This window comes from Streptomyces vulcanius (genome assembly GCF_042653945.1).
Classification (GTDB): domain Bacteria; phylum Actinomycetota; class Actinomycetes; order Streptomycetales; family Streptomycetaceae; genus Streptomyces; species Streptomyces mangrovi.
This window is the reverse complement of sequence record NZ_JBHSFK010000010.1, coordinates 151,683-171,651: the sequence shown is the minus strand read 5'-3', so window position 1 is coordinate 171,651 and position 19,969 is coordinate 151,683. Positions and strand designations below refer to the sequence as shown.

At 68.1% G+C, this 19,969-nt stretch carries 19 protein-coding genes and 1 tRNA gene; 11 read left to right on the top strand and 9 right to left on the bottom strand.

Translation table 11 applies throughout. The features are described 5' to 3' along the window. The first annotated feature begins 203 nt into the window (after positions 1-203). The 3 genes from ACFPIH_RS17570 to ACFPIH_RS17560 all read left to right on the top strand — a co-directional run bounded on the left by ACFPIH_RS17570 (position 204) and on the right by ACFPIH_RS17560 (position 2,924). On the top strand, positions 204-641 hold the full coding sequence (locus ACFPIH_RS17570) for a MarR family winged helix-turn-helix transcriptional regulator (protein ID WP_381170988.1): 438 nt from the start codon (positions 204-206) through the stop codon (positions 639-641). Between the two features lie 139 nt (positions 642-780). Next, positions 781-2,187 (top strand): MDR family MFS transporter, encoded by a 1,407-nt coding sequence (locus ACFPIH_RS17565; RefSeq protein WP_381170990.1) that lies wholly within the window; start codon positions 781-783, stop codon positions 2,185-2,187. A gap of 164 nt (positions 2,188-2,351) precedes the next feature. Next, on the top strand, positions 2,352-2,924 hold the full coding sequence (locus ACFPIH_RS17560) for a YbhB/YbcL family Raf kinase inhibitor-like protein (RefSeq protein WP_381170992.1): 573 nt from the start codon (positions 2,352-2,354) through the stop codon (positions 2,922-2,924). A 593-nt stretch (positions 2,925-3,517) separates the two neighbouring features. Here the strand turns inward: ACFPIH_RS17560 and ACFPIH_RS17555 are convergent. Then, positions 3,518-3,604: transfer RNA gene (locus tag ACFPIH_RS17555), tRNA-Leu, on the bottom strand. A 503-nt stretch (positions 3,605-4,107) separates the two neighbouring features. Between ACFPIH_RS17555 and ACFPIH_RS17550 the strand changes: the two genes are divergently transcribed. The 7 genes from ACFPIH_RS17550 to ACFPIH_RS17520 all read left to right on the top strand — a co-directional run bounded on the left by ACFPIH_RS17550 (position 4,108) and on the right by ACFPIH_RS17520 (position 13,010). Next, positions 4,108-4,983 carry an FhaA domain-containing protein gene (locus tag ACFPIH_RS17550; protein ID WP_381170994.1) on the top strand — a complete coding sequence of 292 codons (876 nt, stop codon included), beginning with the start codon at positions 4,108-4,110 and terminating at the stop codon, positions 4,981-4,983. Between the two features lie 10 nt (positions 4,984-4,993). Beyond that, positions 4,994-5,512 (top strand): FHA domain-containing protein FhaB/FipA, encoded by a 519-nt coding sequence (locus tag ACFPIH_RS17545; RefSeq protein ID WP_381170996.1) that lies wholly within the window; start codon positions 4,994-4,996, stop codon positions 5,510-5,512. Between the two features lie 92 nt (positions 5,513-5,604). Next, complete coding sequence (locus tag ACFPIH_RS17540; RefSeq protein ID WP_381170998.1) at positions 5,605-7,212, top strand: Stp1/IreP family PP2C-type Ser/Thr phosphatase; 1,608 nt, start codon at positions 5,605-5,607, stop codon at positions 7,210-7,212. A gap of 27 nt (positions 7,213-7,239) precedes the next feature. Then, positions 7,240-8,679: an FtsW/RodA/SpoVE family cell cycle protein gene (locus tag ACFPIH_RS17535; RefSeq protein ID WP_381171000.1), complete on the top strand. Its 1,440-nt coding sequence runs from the start codon at positions 7,240-7,242 to the stop codon at positions 8,677-8,679. Next, on the top strand, positions 8,676-10,148 hold the full coding sequence (locus ACFPIH_RS17530; RefSeq protein ID WP_381171002.1) for a peptidoglycan D,D-transpeptidase FtsI family protein: 1,473 nt from the start codon (positions 8,676-8,678) through the stop codon (positions 10,146-10,148). The genes ACFPIH_RS17535 and ACFPIH_RS17530 overlap by 4 nt, the downstream gene beginning before the upstream one ends. Positions 10,149-10,316: 168 nt before the next feature. Beyond that, complete coding sequence (gene pknB / locus ACFPIH_RS17525; protein ID WP_381171004.1) at positions 10,317-12,305, top strand: Stk1 family PASTA domain-containing Ser/Thr kinase; 1,989 nt, start codon at positions 10,317-10,319, stop codon at positions 12,303-12,305. Between the two features lie 72 nt (positions 12,306-12,377). Beyond that, the gene (locus tag ACFPIH_RS17520) at positions 12,378-13,010 is read left to right on the top strand and encodes a restriction endonuclease (protein WP_381171006.1); all 633 of its coding nucleotides are present in this window, start codon (positions 12,378-12,380) and stop codon (positions 13,008-13,010) included. Between the two features lie 23 nt (positions 13,011-13,033). On the opposite strand, the gene ACFPIH_RS17515 is transcribed toward ACFPIH_RS17520, so the two are convergent. From ACFPIH_RS17515 to ACFPIH_RS17490, 6 genes are read right to left on the bottom strand one after another with little or no spacing between them, the layout of a single operon-like run. Beyond that, on the bottom strand, positions 13,034-13,786 hold the full coding sequence (locus ACFPIH_RS17515; protein ID WP_381171008.1) for a class E sortase: 753 nt from the start codon (positions 13,784-13,786) through the stop codon (positions 13,034-13,036). 48 nt (positions 13,787-13,834) lie between these two features. Beyond that, positions 13,835-15,178, bottom strand: a complete 1,344-nt coding sequence (locus ACFPIH_RS17510; RefSeq protein WP_381171010.1) for a class E sortase — start codon at positions 15,176-15,178, stop codon at positions 13,835-13,837. Next, the gene (locus tag ACFPIH_RS17505) at positions 15,175-15,813 is read right to left on the bottom strand and encodes an aminodeoxychorismate/anthranilate synthase component II (protein ID WP_381171012.1); all 639 of its coding nucleotides are present in this window, start codon (positions 15,811-15,813) and stop codon (positions 15,175-15,177) included. The genes ACFPIH_RS17510 and ACFPIH_RS17505 overlap by 4 nt, the downstream gene beginning before the upstream one ends. After that, positions 15,810-15,971, bottom strand: a complete 162-nt coding sequence (locus tag ACFPIH_RS17500; RefSeq protein ID WP_381171014.1) for a hypothetical protein — start codon at positions 15,969-15,971, stop codon at positions 15,810-15,812. The genes ACFPIH_RS17505 and ACFPIH_RS17500 overlap by 4 nt, the downstream gene beginning before the upstream one ends. Positions 15,972-16,023: 52 nt before the next feature. Then, on the bottom strand, positions 16,024-16,692 hold the full coding sequence (locus ACFPIH_RS17495; RefSeq protein ID WP_381171016.1) for a class E sortase: 669 nt from the start codon (positions 16,690-16,692) through the stop codon (positions 16,024-16,026). 21 nt (positions 16,693-16,713) lie between these two features. Further along, a complete protein-coding gene (locus ACFPIH_RS17490) occupies positions 16,714-17,481 on the bottom strand; it encodes a DUF881 domain-containing protein (RefSeq protein WP_381171018.1) in 768 nt (255 codons plus the stop codon). Between the two features lie 140 nt (positions 17,482-17,621). Between ACFPIH_RS17490 and crgA the strand changes: the two genes are divergently transcribed. Beyond that, positions 17,622-17,876 carry a cell division protein CrgA gene (crgA, locus tag ACFPIH_RS17485; RefSeq protein ID WP_020119474.1) on the top strand — a complete coding sequence of 85 codons (255 nt, stop codon included), beginning with the start codon at positions 17,622-17,624 and terminating at the stop codon, positions 17,874-17,876. A 277-nt stretch (positions 17,877-18,153) separates the two neighbouring features. Here crgA and ACFPIH_RS17480 read toward each other — a convergent pair whose 3' ends face one another. Together ACFPIH_RS17480 and ACFPIH_RS17475 are read right to left on the bottom strand one after the other, a co-directional pair. After that, positions 18,154-19,044 (bottom strand): rhomboid family intramembrane serine protease, encoded by an 891-nt coding sequence (locus ACFPIH_RS17480; protein WP_381171021.1) that lies wholly within the window; start codon positions 19,042-19,044, stop codon positions 18,154-18,156. A 94-nt stretch (positions 19,045-19,138) separates the two neighbouring features. Continuing rightward, positions 19,139-19,666 (bottom strand): peptidylprolyl isomerase, encoded by a 528-nt coding sequence (locus ACFPIH_RS17475; RefSeq protein ID WP_381171023.1) that lies wholly within the window; start codon positions 19,664-19,666, stop codon positions 19,139-19,141. Positions 19,667-19,969 lie beyond the last annotated feature (303 nt).

Below are 19,969 nucleotides of genomic sequence, written 5' to 3'. Positions count from 1 at the left end.
GGGCGCCCGGGCATCTGAGGGCCCTCTGCGGCAGCATCATCGCGCAGCGAGTCAAGGCCGCCGCCAGGTGTATCGACCGCGATCACGGACGAGGGATTCCTGCGGCCGGGCCTGCCCCGCCCGGAGTTCGGCATGCAGTGTCCGGACGGCGGACGAGCGTACTCCGGATTTACTAAGGCAGGTTGATAAGGTAGCTTTACTATATGAGTGACGAGCTGAACACCAGCGAGATCGCCACCGCCCTGCTGACCAGCATCGGTGCGCTGCTGAGGCGAGTGCGTCAATCGCGGGTCGAGGGCGAGCTCACGATGCCCGAGCGCGCCGCCTTGTCCCAGATGGACCACACGGGCCCGACGACGTCGTCGGCGCTGGCCCGGCAGGAGCAGATCACCGCGCAGGCGATGGGGGCCACGCTCCGCGGCCTCCAGGCCCGCGGCCTGGTCGAGCGCAGTACCGACCCGCGGGACGGCAGGCGTGTACTCCTGGCGTTGACCGACACGGGTCGGCAAGCGCTGGCTGACAAGCGCGGCACCCGCACGGAGCAGGTCGCGCAGGCACTGGCGGACAGCTTCACACCGCAGGAGCTGAAACAGCTCGCGGCGGCGGCGCCGCTGCTCGATCGACTGGCTCAGAGAATCTGATCCCGACCGAACTGGAAGCGGGGCCGCCCGCTGCGCCCGTCCAGAGCCCTCGGCATCCAGTCCCAACCCGCAAAAGTAGAGGCAGGCAGGGGTCACCATGGCCAAGGCAACCGCAGAGGACCGCATCGATCCAAAAGTCATGAAGATCGCTGTCACGCTCGTTGTCGGCTCGCTGGCCGTGGTCTTCGACACGACGATCGTCAGTGTTGCGCTGCAGACCCTTTCGCAGCAGTTGCACGTGCCGATCTCCACGATTCAGTGGGTGAGTACCGGGTACCTGCTGGCGCTGGGTGTGTCGATTCCGCTCGCAGGCTGGGCCCAGTCCCGCTTCGGCGGCAGGCGGGTGTGGATGTTCGCGCTGACCGTGTTCCTGGTCGGCTCGATTCTGTGCAGCCTGGCCTGGAATGCCGAAAGCCTCATCGTCTCCCGGATCGTCGAGGGGTTCGGCGGGGGGCTCATGCTCCCGCTGTTCTCGACAATGATCATGCAGGCGGCGGCAGGCAAAGCGCTGGGGCGCACGATGTCGATCGTCACCCTGCCGCTCGTGGTAGGACCGATCGTGGGCCCGGTGATCGGCGGCGTCCTTTTGAACTGGCTCGACTGGCGGTGGCTGTTCTGGGTGAACGTCCCGTTCTGTGTGATCGGCTTCATACTCGCCTGGCGGATGTTGGACCCGGACGCCACCGACGCGCGTCCGCGCTTCGACACCCTCGGCTGGCTGCTGCTCTCACCCAGCCTGGTCGCGATCCTGCTCGGTCTCACCAACTCCTCGCAGGCAGGCGGCTTCGGCCGTACCGACTCGTTCGCCCCACTACTGGTCGGCGCGCTCCTGCTGCTGATATTCGCCCTGTACTCAGCCCGTCGCTCCGGCAACGCCCTGGTCAACATCAAGCTGCTCGCGCACCGCCCGCTCGCGTCCGCATCCGCATCGTTGTTCCTGTCCGGAGCCGCGCTCTACGGTGGCATGGCACTACTGCCGCTGTACTGGCAGCAGGTGCGCGGAGCCGACGCGCTCCAGGCCGGACTGCTGGTCGCCCCCCTGGGCATCGGCGCGCTCCTGAGCCGCCCGCTGGCCGGCGGACTCAGCGACAGAATCGGGGCCAAGTGGGTCGCCTTCACCGGCTTCGCGATCGTTGGACTCTCCACCGTGCCCTTCGCACTGGCCTCCACCACGACCAACAAGTGGTTCCTGATGGGGGTACTCGTGGTCCGCGGCTTCGGACTCGCCGCCGTGTCGATTCCCCTGCAGGTGGCCGCGTTCGTCGGGCTCCGGCGTGAGCAGATACCGCACGCCGGCATCATCACCCGCATCACGCAGCAGATCGGCGGGTCCTTCGGCGTCGCAGTACTCGCCGTCATCCTTGACGCGGCCCTGCACCACCACCCGGGATCGGCAACCCAGGCCGCGCGCGCCTTCGACCAGGCATTCTGGTGGGCAGCCGGCTTCGCCGCCCTCTCCCTCCTACTGAGCCTGCTGCTGCCCGGCCGCACCCCGACGGAAGCCGTCAAGCAGCCAGAAGCCATCACATCGCCTGAGACCGTCTGAGCGCCTGAGAGCCGTCCACCACCGCGCCACGCAGGCCAACCTCACCACCACTGGACACCGGCCCGGACACCGAGGCGTATCGCCGAGACATCGGACAGATTCGCCCAATCCCGGCGAAGCTGCCACTCCCGATGAAACCCTCGACACATGCTGGGAGCAACACGATGAACATGCTGGGCCGACTGCTGAAGAACCGCAGGTCGGGCGAGACTCGCGCCGCGTGGAATCGCCCGAACCTGCACGGCCCCGAACTGCTGGACCTCAGTAGCCGGAGCTTCTACCACGGCGGCACGATCCCGCCGGAGCACCGTGCCAAGAACGCGGGCGGCCAGAACCTTTCCCCCGGCTTGGCCTGGAGCCCGCCGCCGGCGGGCACCGCCCAACTACTGCTGGTCGTCGAGGACACCGACGTGCCCATCCCCAAGCCCGCCGTCCACTGCGTCGCCCTCATCGACCCGGCGGTGCGTGTCCTCGCCCCCGGCGCACTAGCCGCACAGCAGCCCGCCCCCGGCGTCACAGTGCTGCGCTCCACCATCGGACGCGGGTACCAGGGACCCGCACCCATCAAGGGCCACGGACCGCACCACTACACCTTCCAGCTCTTCGCCCTCGCGACCCCTCTGGCCACCACCCCCGGCAAAACCGGACCGGACAAGGCAAGGCCCAGCGCCCTCCTGTCTTCCATCGCCGCACCCGTCCTCGCCCGAGGCCGACTCATCGGCGCCGTGGAACGCTGACCCGCATCGACGGTCGTGTCCCGCAGAGCGGTGTAGCCGATCTTGTATCTCCAGTCCCTCGCACCGCCCGGGTGAGACCAGCAGCGAATGCGACAAGACGCCGTGAGAAAGAAAACAGGGTCACGTGAGACGGGACAATCGGGCTGCTCGTCCGAACCCCAGCAGGATTCAGGATTCTCACAAACGTTCTGTTGCCCGAGCAAGATCGCGGCGGGGTCGGCGGCGGCCTGGAGGCGACGGGCGGTGGTCCTGGCCTTCCAACTCGCCCACGCCAACCGCCGCAAGATCGACCGCTGGCTCGCCACCATCCCACCCGACGGGCACCCGCCCCGTCGACGACCCACCCGCCGCCGACCGACCGACCAGACCCATCGGCAGCTGGACCCCCACAGGCCATCTCACCAGCAAGTGAGAGAGACCTCACACCGACAGGAAAATCACACCGCCAACAGCCCTGCTGCCCCCTCGGCTCCGGGCCAACCAGACGCGCGCTCGCACCTCCGAACCACAGCACCACACCAAAAAGGCCCTCATCGTGATCACGATGAGGGCCGTTCCGTCACTGCTCTGAAGCACCTGACGTCGATGCTCCCTGGTGCGCGAGGGGGGAGTTGAACCCCCACGCCCTTGCGGGCACTGGAACCTGAATCCAGCGCGTCTGCCTATTCCGCCACCCGCGCATTGGGTGTGTCCTCGGGCTTCTGGGCTCTGGGCCTGGCGCCTTCCGACACGCAGAACATTAGCACGGTGGGCAGGATGGGTTCACATCACTTATCCAGGCGTTGCCTGGGCAGAAGCAGGGCGGGAGAAGGCGGCAGCAGGACGTCAGCGGGGCCAGAAGCCGACGGCAACCCCGATACGTCTCGGCGGCGACCGGTTCACGTATCAACCTCGTACCTATGGCGTCCGTCTCCCCAGGAGCAGGGCAAGGTGCACAGTCGGGTGCGGGACACTGGTCGTCGGGCGCCTCTACGATCCTGGGCAGAAAACAGGTACGGAAGCGGATACGGAAGAACGCACCGAAGAGGCGTCGACACCGCGTCGACGGGGCCGACAGGGGGAACCAGCCGATTCAGCGGCGCGTGGATACGATCAGTAAGCAGTACCAGGCAGGCAGAGCAAGCAGCGCAGGCAACACAAGCAGCAGCACACGGGACGAAGGTCACGACGGAGGAGGTGCCCCATGGGAGTCCTGAAGAAGTTCGAGCAGCGTCTCGAGGGTCTGGTCAACGGCACCTTCGCCAAGGTCTTCAAGTCCGAGGTCCAGCCCGTTGAGATCGCCGGCGCGCTCCAGCGGGAGTGCGACAACAACGCGACGATCTGGAACCGGGACCGGACCGTCGTACCCAACGACTTCATCGTGGAGCTGAGCGCGCCGGACTACGAGCGCCTCAGCCCCTACTCCGGCCAGCTCGGCGACGAACTCGCCGGCATGGTGCGCGACTACGCCAAGCAGCAGCGCTACACCTTCATGGGGCCGATCAAGGTCAACCTGGAGAAGGCGGACGACCTCGACACCGGTCTGTACCGGGTGCGCAGCCGTACGCTCGCCTCCTCCAGCAACCAGCAGGCACCCGCGGGCCAGTCCGCAGGTCAGCCCGCGGCAGGCGGCCAGCGCCCCGGCTACGGCTACCCGCCGGCCGGTGCCCCCGCCGCACCCCCCATGCCGGCCGCCCCGCCTCCCGGCGCGGGTGGCTACGGCTACCCGCCCCCGGCCGGCGGCCAGCGCCCCGGCGCGGCGGGCGGCGGTCTCGCGGGTGCCCCGGCACCCGGGGCTCGCACCCGGCACTGGGTGGAGATCAACGGCGCCCGCCACCAGATCTCCCGCGGCAGCCTCGTCCTGGGCCGCTCCACCGAGGCCGACGTACGGATCGACGACCCCGGCGTCTCCCGCCGGCACTGTGAGATCCGGACCGGTTCGCCTTCGACTGTCCAGGATCTCGGCTCCACCAACGGCATCGTGGTGGACGGGCAGCACACCACCCGCGCTACGCTCCGCGACGGCTCGCGGATCGTCGTGGGCAGCACCACCGTTATCTATAGGCAAGCCGAAGGGTGAAGCGGGGGCAATGTCAGAGCTGACCCTCACGGTCATGCGGCTGGGTTTCCTGGCCGTACTGTGGCTGTTCGTGATCGTGGCCGTGCAGGTCATCCGCAGCGACCTGTTCGGTACGCGCGTCACCCAGCGCGGTGCCCGCCGGGAAACCGCCCGACCTCAGCAGCAGGACCGGCGCCAGCAGGCGCCCCCGCAGCAGCGCCAGCAGCCCGCAGCGGGCGGGCGCCGGGGCCGTAACGCCCCGACCAAACTCGTCGTGTCCGAGGGCATCCTCACGGGCACGACCGTCGCGCTCCAGGGGCAGACCATCACCCTCGGCCGCGCGCACGACAGCACGATCGTGCTGGACGACGACTACGCCTCCAGCCGCCATGCCAGGATCTATCCGGACCGCGACGGCCAGTGGATCGTCGAGGACCTGGGCTCCACCAACGGCACGTACCTCGACCGGACGCGGCTGACGACTCCCACTCCGATCCCGCTGGGCGCGCCGATCCGTATCGGCAAGACCGTCATCGAGCTGCGGAAGTAGTGCTACATCATGAGTGAGCGCGAGCGGAGCGAGCACGCCACGACGGCCGGCACCCCGGGCCCCGGCGCGCTCCCGACCGGAGGGTGGGCAGTGTGGCTCGACACGACCGGCTGTACCCGGGGCCGACGGGCGAGGTGGGCATGAGTCTGTCACTGCGTTTCGCCGCCGGATCGCACAAGGGCATGATCCGCGAGGGCAACGAGGACTCCGGTTACGCCGGTCCGCGCCTGCTCGCGATCGCCGACGGCATGGGCGGCGCCGCCGCCGGTGAGGTCGCCTCCTCCGAGGCCATCTCCACCATCGTCGCCCTCGACGACGACGTCCCCGGCTCCGACGTGCTCACCTCGCTCGGCACCGCCGTCCAGCGCGCCAACGACCAGCTGCGCTCCCTGGTCGAGGAGGACCCGCAGCTGGAGGGCATGGGCACCACGCTCACCGCGCTGCTGTGGACCGGCCAGCGGCTGGGGCTCGTGCATGTCGGCGACTCGCGCGCCTATCTGCTCCGCGACGGTGTGCTGACCCAGATCACCCAGGACCACACCTGGGTGCAGCGCCTCGTCGACGAGGGCCGTATCACCGAGGAAGAGGCCACCACCCACCCGCAACGCTCGCTGCTGATGCGCGCGTTGGGCAGCGGCGAACATGTCGAGCCCGACCTGTCCATCCGTGAGGTGCGGGCCGGCGACCGCTATCTGATCTGCTCCGACGGGCTGTCCGGGGTGGTGTCCCACCAGACCCTCGAGGACACCCTCGCCAGCTACCAGGGCCCGCAGGAGACCGTCCAGAACCTGATCGAGCTCGCGCTGCGCGGCGGCGGGCCCGACAACATCACCGTGATCGTCGCGGACGTGCTCGACCTGGACACCGGCGACACCCTCGCCGGACAGCTCTCCGACGTCCCGGTCGTGGTCGGCGCCGTAGCCGAGAACCAGCACCAGCTGCACGACAACGGCATCATGCAGACCCCGGCCGGCCGCGCCGCGGGCCTCGGCCGCAGGCGCCACGCGGGCGGCGGGGGCGGCGAGTTCGGCCCGCCCGGCTCCGGCGGCGACGTCACCGGCTTCATCCCCACCGACGGCTTCAACAGCTCGCTGGACTACACGGACGACGACTTCGTCAAGCCGCGCAAGGGCCGCAGGTGGCTGAAGAGATCCCTCTACAGCGTCCTCGCCCTGGCCGTCATCGGCGGCGGTCTGTACGGCGGCTACCGCTGGACGCAGACTCAGTACTACGTCGGCACCAACGGCGAGCACCTCGCGCTGTACCGGGGCATCAGCCAGGACCTGGCCTGGGTCTCGCTCTCGAAGGTGGAGAAGGACCACCCCGAGATCGAACTCAAGTACCTCCCGCAGTACCAGCAGAAGCAGGTCGAGGCGACCATCCCCGAGGGCAGCCGGAACGACGCACAGCAGAAGATCGACGAACTGTCCGTGCAGGCGTCCGCGTGCAAGAAGCAGACGCAGGCCGACGCGACCAAGACCACGGCGAGCTCGAAGAAGACCACCTCGGGCCAGTCCACCGGCGCCACGGGAACCACTCCCGTATCGCTCACGTCCAAGGCATCACCGAGCCCGAACCCGAGCGGAAGCCAGCCGCCGGGATCACAGTCCCCGTCCCCGTCCGCGACCGCCACTCCCAGCCCCGGCCCCACTCTCTCGGAGGAAGAGCAGAAGGTCGTCTCGCGGTGCGGTGAGCAGTAGGCAAGCCGTGAGAGGCCCTGTCACGCCATGAGCAGTACTACCAACACGCCGACGCACCACACGTCCACGATCGGCTCGATCGGCACCCCGAGCCGGCGCAACACCGAGCTCGCACTCCTGGTGTTCGCCGTCCTGATCCCGGTGTTCGCCTACGCCAACGTGGGCCTCGCGATCAACGAACAGGTGCCGGCCGGGCTGCTGAGCTACGGCCTCGGCCTCGGCCTGCTGGCCGGCGTCGCGCACCTCGTCGTACGCAAGTTCGCGCCGTACGCCGACCCGCTGCTGCTGCCGGTGGCCACGCTGCTGAACGGACTCGGTCTGGTCGCCATCTGGAGACTCGACCAGTCGAAGTACCTGCAGCAGGCCCAGCAGGCCGGCACGGCCGCGCCCCGGCAGCTGCTGTACACGGCGATGGGCATCGCCCTGTTCATCGTGGTGCTGGTCTTCCTCAAGGACCACCGCGTGCTGCAGCGCTACACCTACATCTCCATGGTCGGCGCGCTCTTCCTGCTGCTGCTCCCGCTCGTCCCGGGCCTCGGCCAGAACATCTACGGCGCCAAGATCTGGATCTCGGTCGCCGGCTTCTCCATCCAGCCCGGTGAGTTCGCCAAGATCGTGCTGGCGATCTTCTTCGCCGGCTATCTGATGGTGAAGCGCGACGCGCTCGCCCTGGCCAGCCGCCGCGTCCTGGGCCTGTACCTGCCGCGTGGCCGCGACCTCGGCCCGATCATCGTCGTCTGGATCATCTCGATCCTGATCCTGGTCTTCGAGACGGACCTCGGCACCTCGCTGCTGTTCTTCGGAATGTTCGTCATCATGCTGTACGTCGCCACCGAGCGGACCAGCTGGATCGTCTTCGGCATGCTGATGTCCGCGGCCGGCGCGGTCGGCGTGGCCCAGTTCGAGAGCCACGTACAGCAGCGTGTCCAGGCCTGGCTCGACCCGATGAAGGAGTACAAGCTCTCCCAGGCAGGCCAGTACGGCCACTCCGAGCAGGCCATGCAGGCCCTGTGGGCGTTCGGCTCCGGCGGCACCCTCGGCACCGGCTGGGGCCAGGGCCACTCCGAGCTGATCAAGTTCGCCGCCAACTCCGACTTCATCCTCGCCACCTTCGGCGAGGAGCTGGGCCTGGCCGGCATCATGGCGCTGCTGCTGCTGTACGGGCTGATCGTGGAGCGCGGTGTGCGCACGGCCCTCGCCGCCCGCGACCCCTTCGGCAAGCTGCTCGCCATCGGCCTCTCGGGCGCCTTCGCGCTCCAGGTGTTCGTCGTCGCCGGCGGTGTGATGGGCCTCATCCCGCTCACCGGTATGACGATGCCCTTCCTCGCGTACGGCGGTTCCTCCGTCATCGCCAACTGGGCCCTGATCGGCATCCTGATCAGAATCAGCGACACCGCGCGCCGCCCGGCGCCCGCGCCCGCCTCCAACCCCGACGCCGAGATGACCCAGGTGGTCCGCCCGTCATGAACAAGCCCCTGCGCCGGATCGCGATCTTCTGCGGCCTCCTCGTCCTGACGCTGCTGCTGCGCGACAACTACCTCCAGTACGTCAAGGCGGACACCCTCGCGGGTGACACCAAGAACCGACGCGTCAACATCACGCGCTACTCCACGCCGCGCGGCGACATCATCGTCGACGGCAAGGCGATCACCGGTTCCGTCGAGACCACCAGCGGCGACTACAAGTACAAGCGCACCTGGACCAACGGCGCCATGTGGGCGCCGGTCACCGGCTACTCCTCGCAGGCGTTCGGCGCCAACCAGCTGGAGAAGCTCGAGGACGGCATCCTGACCGGCAACGACGACCGGCTCTTCTTCCGCAACACCCTGGACATGATCACGGGCAAGCAGAAGGAGGGCGGCAGCGTCGTCACCACCCTCAACGCCGCCGCGCAGAAGGCCGCCTACCAGGGCCTGGGCGACAAGAAGGGCGCCGTCGCCGCGATCGAGCCGTCCACCGGCAAGATCCTCGCGCTGGTCTCCACGCCGTCCTACGACCCGTCGAAGTTCGCCGGGGCCTCCGACAAGGACTCGGAGGAGTGGACGAAGGTCCAGAAGAGCAAGGACAAGGACGATCCGATGCTCAACCGCGCGCTGCGCGAGACCTACCCGCCGGGCTCCACGTTCAAGGTCGTCACGGCCGCCGCGGCGCTGGAGAACGGCAAGGTCGACGGCATCGACTCCAAGACCGACACCCCGGACCCGTTCAAGCTCCCGCAGTCCAGCACCAAGCTCACCAACGAGCACGGCGCCTGCGAGAACGCCACCCTGCGCTACGCGCTGATGGTCTCCTGCAACACCGTCTTCGCGAAGATGTCCGACAACGTCGGCAACGAGAAGATGATCGAGCAGGCGAAGAAGTTCGGCTTCAACGAGACCGAGCTGGACACCCCGGTGCGCGCCGCCGAGAGCGTCTACCCCAAGGACAACCCGCCGCAGAACGCCCTGGACGGCATCGGCCAGGGCTCCAACCGCGCCACCCCGCTGCAGATGGCCATGATCGCCTCGGCGGTCGCCAACGACGGCAAGCTGATGAAGCCGTACATGGTCGACCAGCTCAAGGCCGCGAACCTGGACACCATCGAGACGACCGAGCCGCAGGAGCTGTCGCAGGCCGTCTCGTCCGACACCGCGCAGGAGCTGCAGAAGATGATGCAGACGGTCGTCGAAGACCCGCAGGGCACCGGCGGCAAGGCGAAGATCTCCGGCGTCAAGGTGGGCGGCAAGACCGGTACCGCCCAGCACGGCCTCAACAACAGCGAGAAGCCGTACGCCTGGTTCATCTCGTACGCGAAGCTGTCCGACGGCAGCGCGCCGGTGGCCGTCGCCGTGGTCGTCGAGGACGGCTCGGCCAACCGCGGCGACATCACCGGTGGTGGTCTCGCCGGTCCGATCGCAAGGGACGTGATGAAGGCAGTCATCGACAGCAAGAAGTGACCCCCATCACGTTGCCTGCACATCGGTGCACGTTGCGATACCGGTCCTGCATCGGGTGACGGGCTTGGCCAGGTCACGAAGCGCGGTCCGGGTACGGTATGCCCGGACGGCAGCCTCCGGCCGCACGTGTGTGCCGGTCGGGACCGACGGAGAGGGCTGGTAGGAGAAATGGAAGAGCCGCGTCGCCTCGGCGGCCGGTACGAGCTGGGCCATGTGCTCGGTCGTGGTGGCATGGCGGAGGTCTACCTCGCGCATGACACCCGACTCGGCCGCACCGTGGCGGTGAAGACGCTGCGCGTGGACCTCGCGCGCGACCCTTCCTTCCAGGCCCGGTTCCGCCGGGAGGCCCAGTCGGCCGCCTCGCTCAACCACCCCGCGATCGTCGCGGTCTACGACACGGGCGAGGACTACATCGACGGGGTCTCGATCCCGTACATCGTGATGGAGTACGTCGACGGCTCCACGCTCCGTGAGCTGCTCCACTCCGGCCGCAAGCTGCTGCCGGAGCGGACGCTGGAGATGACCATCGGCATCCTCCAGGCGCTGGAGTACTCGCACAGAGCCGGCATCGTCCACCGCGACATCAAGCCGGCCAACGTCATGCTCACGCGCAACGGCCAGGTCAAGGTCATGGACTTCGGCATCGCCCGCGCCATGGGTGACTCCGGCATGACGATGACGCAGACGTCCGCGGTCATCGGCACCGCTCAGTACCTCTCGCCGGAGCAGGCGAAGGGCGAGCAGGTCGACGCGCGCTCGGACCTCTACTCGACGGGATGTCTGCTCTACGAGCTGCTGACGGTACGGCCGCCCTTCGTGGGCGACTCCCCGGTCGCGGTCGCCTACCAGCATGTGCGCGAGGAGCCGCAGCCGCCGAGCGTCTTCGACCCCGAGATCACGCCGGAGATGGACGCCATCGTCCTCAAGGCGCTGGTCAAGGACCCGAACTACCGCTACCAGTCCGCCGACGAGATGCGCATCGACATCGAGGCCTGCCTCGACGGCCAGCCGGTCGCGGCGACGGCGGCGATGGGCTCCGTCGGCTACGGCGGTTACGGCGACGACCAGGCCACCACCGCGATGCGCTCCGCGGGCGCCGGTGCGACCTCGATGCTGCCGCCCATGAACCCCGACGACGGCGGATACGGCTACGGCGGTTACGACGACCGTCCCGACCGGCGCCGCCAGAAGAAGTCGAACACCTCGACGATCCTGCTGGTGGTGGCCGCGGTCCTGGTGCTGGTCGGAGCGATCCTGATCGGCAAGTGGGCGTTCGGCGGCGACGGCGTGAACAACGAGACCGTGACCGTGCCCAGCCTGGTCGGCCTGGCCGAGGCCGACGCCAGACAGCAGCTGACCAACATCGACCTCAAGGTCGGGACGGTCACGCAGAAGGCCTGCGAGGCCCAGCCCAAGGGCCAGATCTGCAGCCAGGACCCCGTTGCCAAGACCGACGCCAAGAAGGACTCCACGGTCAACCTGGTGGTGTCGACGGGCGCGCCGAAGGTGGTCGTCGAGAGTGTCCTCGGCAAGACCCTGGACGAGGCCAAGAAGATCCTCGAGGACGACAAGTACCAGTTCACGGTCGAGACGAAGGAAGAGGTCTCCACGGAGGAGGCCGGCACCGTCCTGGCCCAGGACCCGAAGCTCGGCGCGGAGGTGGAGAAGGGCACCACCATCACCCTGACCATCGCCAAGGCCGAGGAGAAGGCGACCGTCCCCGACGTCTCCGGCCAGGGCTGTGACGCCGCCAAGGCCCAGATGCAGCAGAACAACCTCACCGGCAACTGCGTCGAGGTCGACACCCAGGACCAGAACCAGGTCGGCAAGGTCATCTCGACCAGCCCGTCCATCGGCTCCCAGGTCGACAAGGGCTCCACGGTCACCATCCAGATCGGCAAGAGCAGCCAGGTCCAGGTGCCGTCCAACCTCCAGGGTCTGAGCCTGGAGGACGCCAAGGACGCGCTGCAGGACGCGGGCCTGAACGTCGGCAACATCGCCGGCTCCCAGGACGACGACGCCACGGTCGTCAGCTCCGACCCCAGCCCCGGCAGCACGGTCGCCAGCGGGACGACGGTCAACCTCATCGCCGTCCAGAACAACAACAACAATGGCGGCAACAACGGCGGCTTCCTGAACGGCGGCAACGGCGGCTAGCCGACCGTGGAGACACGCGCTGAGGGGCCCCACCGGACGTTTCCGGCGGGGCCCCTCACTCGTTTGCAGTACATGATCAACGAAACCGTGCTGCTGGAATCCAAGTCCCTGCGCGAGAGCGTGCGGGACCGGACAGAGGTCCTCGACCGGGTGAAGGCGCTGTCGCTGCTGCCGGACGGGGTGCATGTGACTACGGCGATGGTGGCGGCGTACTTCGGGGTGGGAATCACAGCCATCCGTTCACTCGTCCTCGACCACCGAGCCGAACTCGAAGCGAGCGGCTATCGGGTTTTGGCAGGTACAGAACTGAGTTCCTTCAAGGAACTCAGCGGGATCGCATCCCACACCCGCTCCCTCGCCCTCTTCCCCCGCCGAGCCGTCCTCAACGTCGCCATGCTGCTCCAGGACAGCGAAACCGCACGTCAGGTGCGTGAGTACCTGCTCGACATGGAGTATCTGGTTCGTTCACAGCCTGTGGATAACTCGGCCCACAGGGGAATCGAGTCGCTCGACCAGCTTGTGGACAACCGCATCGACGAGCGCCTTGTCCACATCCTGGGGAAGACGGTCGTCCCGATGTTCAACGCGCTCATCGAGACGTCGGGCGAGCACCGCAGGGAGCTCATTGCCCTGCGGACGGACGTACAGAGCGTCGAGAACAGGCTCCGTCAGCACCGAGCACGACTGCGAAGGCTGAAGAGCTGACTGAGTTGCTTCAAGCAACTCAGTCAGCCGAGTTCCTTCGGCGGAGTCCGGTCCGCGTCGACCTTGTCCACGCGGACCAGCTCGCCCCAGACCACGTACCGGTAGCGCGAGGTGTACACCGGGGTGCAGGTGGTCAGGGTGATGTAGTGGCCGGCCTTCTTCTTGCCGGACTCCTTGGGGACCGTGCCCAGGACCTCGACGTTGTACTTCGAGGTCTCCGGGAGGATGGCGTAGACCTTGTAGACGTACCAGTCGTCCCGCGTCTCGAAGACGATCGGGTCGCCCTTCTTCAGCTTGTCGATGTTGTGGAACTTCGCCCCGTGGCCGTCCCGGTGCGCCGCGAGCGTGAAGTTGCCGCTCTTGCCGCTGGTGGGCAGCGTGGCCTTGGCGGGGTCGGTGTAGTAGCCGGCGACGCCCTCGTTGAGGACGTCCGTGGAGGTGCCCTTCTCGACCAGGACGTCGCCGTTCCTCATCGCCGGCACACGCAGGAAGCCGATGCCGTCCTTGGTGTCGAGCGCGCCGGGCCCGGTGTCCTCCTTGGCCCAGTGCTGGCGCACCTTGTCGCCCTGCTGGTCCGCGTGCCGGTCGGCGATGACGTTCGTCCACCAGAGCGAGTAGACGACGAACAGGCCGAGCACCAGCCCGGCCGTGATGAGGAGTTCGCCGAAGACGCTGACGGCGAAGGCGATCCGCCCCCGCCGCGGCGGCCCGGAAGGCGCGCCCGTCTCGGTGTCCTGTACCTGCTCGGCGTCGCCGGTGGTCGCTGCCACGTTCATCTGTCCCTACTCGAAGCCCTTGTCGCCCTTGTCGCCCTCGTACAAGGCCTACTGGACGAGCGCATCCGGCTTGCCCTTGCTGCGCGGCCGTTCCTCGACCATCTTGCCCCAGACGATCAACCGGTACTTGCTGGTGAACTCCGGCGTGCAGGTGGTCAGCGTGATGTAGCGGCCCGGCCCGGTGAACCCGGACTGCGGCGGGACGGCGTCCAGGACACTGGTGTTGCTCGGCGCGGTCACCGGCAGCGAGGACGCCATCTTGTACACGAAGTACTCGTCCTGCGTCTCCACGACGATGTCGTCGCCCGGCTGAAGCCTGTTGATGTACCGGAACGGCTCGCCGTGCGTGTTGCGGTGCCCCGCGAGCCCGAAGTTGCCGGTCTTCGCCTCGGGCATGGCGGTCGTCAGGCTGCCTTCGCCGTAGTGGCCGACCATGCCCTTGTCGAGGACCTTCTTGTTGCTGACGCCCTCGGCGATCGGCACCACCACGTCCAGCTTGGGGATGTGCAGGAGCGCGAAGCCCTGCCCGGGGGAGAAGGTGCCGGGGTTGCGCTTGCCGCTGGCCCAGTCGTCCTGGAGGCTGTTCGCCTCCTTGCTGGCCGCCGCGTGCGCCCGGACGTTCGTCCACCACAGCTGGTAGCTGACGAACAGGAGCATCAGCACGCCGGTGGTGATGAACACCTCGCCGACCGCCCGGCTCACGACCACCGCCGCACCCGGCTTGTTGGCCTTCGCCCGGCGGCGGGCCTCCATCCGTGACAGCGGCCGTTCGTCCTGGGAGGGCGGGATGGACGGGTCGACGGCGTCCAGCGCCTCCGCCGCGGTACCGCCGTGACGCCCACGACGGCCCTTGGCCGCCTTTCTGCGGGCCGCGCGGCCGCCCGCCGGAGTTCCGGGTACCGGTGGGGCTGCTGCGGCGCCAGAGGCGGATATGGCCTCGCCCGTGAACCCCCCGGACGGCGGATCCGGTATCCGCAGCGCGACCGTCTCCTCGTCGATGGGCGGCAGATACACCTCGCCCCCGCGCGGGACATCCCCACCCGGGGTACCGGGCATCGCCGCGGTGGCCTCGCGGGGCTCCTTGCCGCGCCGCCCCCTCCCGCGCGATCCGCCTCCATGTGATCCGTGTGATCCATGCGCCGCGTGTGACCCGTGGGACCCGTGTGCCCCGCCCGCGTGCGCACCGCCTCCACGGAGTCCGTCTCCCCGCGGTCCCTCCCCGCGCGGTCCGTCTCCGCGAGTGTCACCCGCGCGCGGGGCATCGTCCGCGCGAGACTCTCCTCCGTACGGCTCCCCCGCGTACGGGAGCTCCCCGGCGTACGGATCCATGCCGAAGGACTCGTACGGCGCCGTGCCGTACGAGTCCTCGCGCTCGGGGCGCAGCGCGGTCACGCCGTGGCCCTGCCCACCACCGGGGCGAGCCCCGCCGACCTCGCCACCGCGCCCTGGTCGCCGCACTCCACCAGCCAGTTGGCCAGCATCCGGTGCCCGTGCTCGGTCAGCACCGACTCCGGGTGGAACTGAACGCCCTCGACGGGCAGTTCGCGGTGGCGCAGGCCCATGATGATCCCGTCGTGGGTCCGGGCGGTGACCTCCAGCTCGGCCGGGACGGTGGCCGGCTCGGCGGCGAGGGAGTGGTAGCGGGTCGCCGTGAAGGGCGAGGGGAGCCCGGCGAAGACGCCCCTGCCCTCGTGCTCGACCGGCGAGGTCTTGCCGTGCAGCAGCTCGGGCGCGCGGTCGACGACACCGCCGTACGCCACCTGCATCGACTGCATGCCCAGGCAGACGCCGAAGACGGGGACACCGGTCGTGGCGCAGTGGCGGACCATGTCGACGCAGACCCCGGCCTCCTCGGGTGTCCCCGGGCCGGGGGAGAGCAGGACGCCGTCGAAGCCGTCCTGGGCGTGGGAGGTGGAGACCTCGTCGTTGCGCAGGACCTCGCACTCGGCGCCCAGTTGGTACAGGTACTGGACCAGGTTGAAGACGAAGCTGTCGTAGTTGTCCACGACGAGAATGCGCGCGCTCACTGGTTGTCCACCGTCACATCGTTGAAGGGAAGCAGCGGTTCGGCCCACGGAAAGACGTACTGGAACAGGACATAGACGACAGCCAGGGTCAGCATGATCGAGAGCAGCGCCTTCACCCAGGCGTTTCCTGGCAGATGCCGCCAGATCCAGCCGTACATGCTGTCCCTTCCGTCGCACCACGGCACCTGACTCACGCCGTACGCCACCAGACTAACGGCGCAGGGCCCGGGGTTGGCCTGCCTCCACGGGCTGGGTGGAGTCCAGGTGCGCCCAGACGATCAGCCGGTGACTGTGCCCCCACTCGGGATCGCACGTGGTGAGGGTCAGATACCGGCCCGGTCGTGTGTACCCCGATCTACGTGGCACAGCGTCGATCACCTCGACGTCCGAGGGCACGGTTTTGTAAGGCCCTTTGTCGATCCGATACGTGAACCAGGTCGTCCCGTCCGTCAGCACCACCGCGTCCCCCCTTCTGAGCTCGGGAAAGTCCTTGAAGGGGTCACCGTACGTACGCCGGTGGCCGGCCACGGAGAAGTTGCCGACCTGCCCGAGCCGCGTGGTCCCGGAGTAGTGGCCGAGCCCCTTCTTCAGGGTGCCGGTGCCGGTCCCCTCCAGGACGGGCTTGTTCCACGTGAAACCAAGACGCGGGATGTACATCACGGCGAACGGTCTGCCGCTCTTGTACGGCGCCGGCGGCGCGGGGGTACTCGCCGGCGGGGTCTGCTGACGCGCCCACTGGTCGTGCAGGTCGTCGATCTGGGCGCCCATGACCCGGTCGGCCTGGATGCCGGTCCAGAACAGCACATAGGCGACGAAGAGCACGATAAGGGCGCCGACGGTGATGCACAGCTCGCTGAACGTCCTGACGATCACCCGCACCGGCGGCTCCGAAAAGGCTGGCTACTCCACAGGCTTCGCGTAGTGCAGATCCACTGTGCCCGAGTAGCCCGGCAGAGTCACCGTCCCGTCCTCGGTGACTTTCCAGCCGAGGCCGTACACGTTGACGTACACCATGTAGTTCTGGATCGACGGGGAGTCCGCGAGCGCCTTCTGGAGCTTCTCCGGGTCGCCGACCGCCTGGATCTTGTACGGCGGTGAGTAGACGCGGCCCTGGAGGATCAGGGTGTTGCCGACGCAGCGCACGGCGCTGGTGGAGATCAGCCGCTGGTCCATGACCTTGATCCCCTGGGCGCCGCCCTTCCACAGGGCGTTCACCACGGCCTGGAGGTCCTGCTGGTGGATGACCAGGTAGTCGGGCTGGGGCTCGGGATAGCCGGGGAGCTTGGCGGTGGCGTTGGGCGGGGCGTCGTCGAGGGTGACGGTGAGGGCGTCGCCCTTGAGCTTCTGGGTGCCGGCGTTCTTCTCCAGGGCGGCGAGCTTCTCGTCCTCGGCGCTCGTGCTGCCGTCGTCGGCCTCGGCGAGCGATTCGACGTCATCCCGGAGGGTGGCGTTCGTCTCGTCGAGCTCGCCGTTCTTGTGGCTGCGTTCCTGGATGAGGTCGGAGAGCTTCAGCAGGGAGGCGTCCGTGCGAATGTTGGTGCCCTTGGCCGTGTTGAAGCTGGTGATGAAGAGGAGACCGGCCAGGGCGAAGACTCCCGCGGTGAGTACGCGGACGGGACGGAAACGAGGCGTTGATCCTGTCCCGGGGGAGTCGGCAGAATTGCTCAACGTACCCTTATCTCCTTCGGCGCCGTAGAAGCACTACGCTAACGGACGCCCGGGGGAAGCCCTTCAGTCCCCTCTACACAGCCCCCGAGCCCGATCCAGCACCTGCGCGGCCACGCAGCGCATCGACAGGAGAGACCCTCGTGCCGAAGTCACGTATCCGCAAGAAGGCCGACTACACGCCGCCTCCGGCGAAGCAGGCGACCGCCATCAAGCTGAACAGCCGCGCCTGGGTCGCACCGGTGATGCTGGCCATGTTCCTGATCGGACTGGCCTGGATCGTCGTCTTCTATGTGACCGACGGTTCGCTGCCCATCGACGCCCTGGACAACTGGAACATCGTCGTCGGCTTCGGGTTCATCGCGGCGGGGTTCGGCGTCTCCACCCAGTGGAAGTAGCCGTACCCGGCAGTTCCCCGGCAGCTCTGCCCAGGGCTGTTCACTGAGTTATCCACAGGCCTGAGGCTTCTTTCCACAGATGGGGAAAAGAAACGACGATCTGTGGATAACTCATCGGAGGTTGACGCCGGTATGACCTAACTACCGGCTGTGACCGCCCCTCGAAAGCCCGTTCGCCCCCTGCCTGACCTGCGGAAACGCAGATCGGTGACAGGGGGCGCGGTCGTCCCCGCACTTTGTGCACAACATTCGCCACTCGCTGTGGACAACAGGCCGCTCAGGTGAGCTGGGAGGTCCTCAGGAGGGTCAGCACGACGACCGCCACCAGCACCAGGGCACAGGTCCCGTACTGGATCAGGGCGCGGTGCTTGCGCGGGGCGTGGACCATGCCGTACCCGATGACCACACCCGCGACGAGGCCGCCGATATGGGCCTGCCAGGCGATGTTGCTCCACCCGAAGGTGAAGATCAGGTTGATCACCAGCAGGGCGATGATCGGGCGCATGTCATAGCGCATCCGGCGCATCAGCACGGCGGTGGCGCCAAAAAGGCCGAAGATCGCGCCGGAGGCGCCGAGGGAGGGCTGGTTCGGCTCGGCGAGGAGATAGGTCAGCGCGCTGCCCGCCAGGCCGGAGGCGAAGTAGAGCGCCAGATAGCGGGCGCGGCCGAGGGCCTGTTCGAGGGGGCCGCCGAGCCACCAGAGGCTGAGCATGTTGAACAGGATGTGGATGATGCTGCCGTGCAGGAACATCGGGGTCAGCAGCCGGTACCACTGCCCCTCGGCGATGCCCTCGAGCTGTCCGTCGGGGTAGTAGGCCCTGCCGATCAGTTCGAAGCTGTCGGTGAAGTTGTTGCCGACCGACATCTGTACCAGGTAGGCGGCGACACAGAGGCCGATCAGGACCTTGGTGACCAGGCGCGGGTCCTGCGCGATGGCGCCCCCTGCCAGCGTGCGGGGCCGGGAGGCCGCCGGGGGGTGCCCGGTGCCCGAGTCGCCGCGCGCGCACTCCGGGCAGTGGAAGCCCACGGAGGCGTTGACCATGCACTCGGGGCAGATCGGCCGCTCGCAGCGGGTGCAGCGGACGCCGGTCTCCACGCCCGGGTGCCGGTAGCAGGTGGGCAGGCCGTCGTGGATGCCCTCCGGCCGGCTTCCTGGCGCCTGGTCCATGTGCTCCCCCGGGTCGTGGTCTGGCAGGAACGATGTCCCGCTCATTCTTACGGACGAGCGGGGCATTTGGTTCCCCTCGGGCCCAGGGCCTGCCCTAGCGCTGCTCCACGACCACCGACTCGATGAAGACGTCCTCGATCGGGCGGTTGGTGCGCGGGTTGGTCGGGGTGGCGGCGATCGTGTCCACGACCTTCTGGCCCGCCTTGTCGACGACCTCGCCGAAGATGGTGTGCTTGCGGTTCAGCCAGGCCGTCGGGGAGACGGTGATGAAGAACTGCGAGCCGTTGGTGCCCGGCCCCGCGTTGGCCATGGCCAGCAGGTACGGCCGGTCGAAGCGCAGGTCGGGATGGAACTCGTCCGGGAACTGGTACCCGGGGTCGCCGGTGCCGTTGCCCAGCGGGTCGCCGCCCTGGATCATGAACCCGCTCATCACGCGGTGGAAGACCGTGCCGTCGTAGAGGTGGGCGGTGGACTTCTCGCCGGTGGCGGGGTGGACCCACTCGCGCGCGCCCGTCGCGAGGTCGACGAAGTTCCTGACCGTCTTCGGGGCATGGTCCGGGAACAGCCGGATCTCGATGTCGCCGCGGCTGGTCTTCAGGGTGGCGTAGAGCTGCTCGGCCACGATCCCGCCTTCCGTTGTCGTGCGTGATCCCCAGATGCTCGCACGCCCCGGACCGGCCGTGCCGAAAAGCATCAGGGTCGTCCGGGACAGGGGCGGGCGGCGCGGATCCGTGGCATTGTCGACGGCAAGGTCCTGTTACCCCTCATTCGTCCCCTATACGACCACTGATTCTTCCCTGTACGGCATCCGACGGGCATTCGCGGGCACCCGTATGCCCGCCCGCACATGCCACGACGGCCGTCGGCAGGCATGATCCCTAAAAGGGTGGAAAGTCGAAATAACGTACGCCACCGAGGAGGAGGA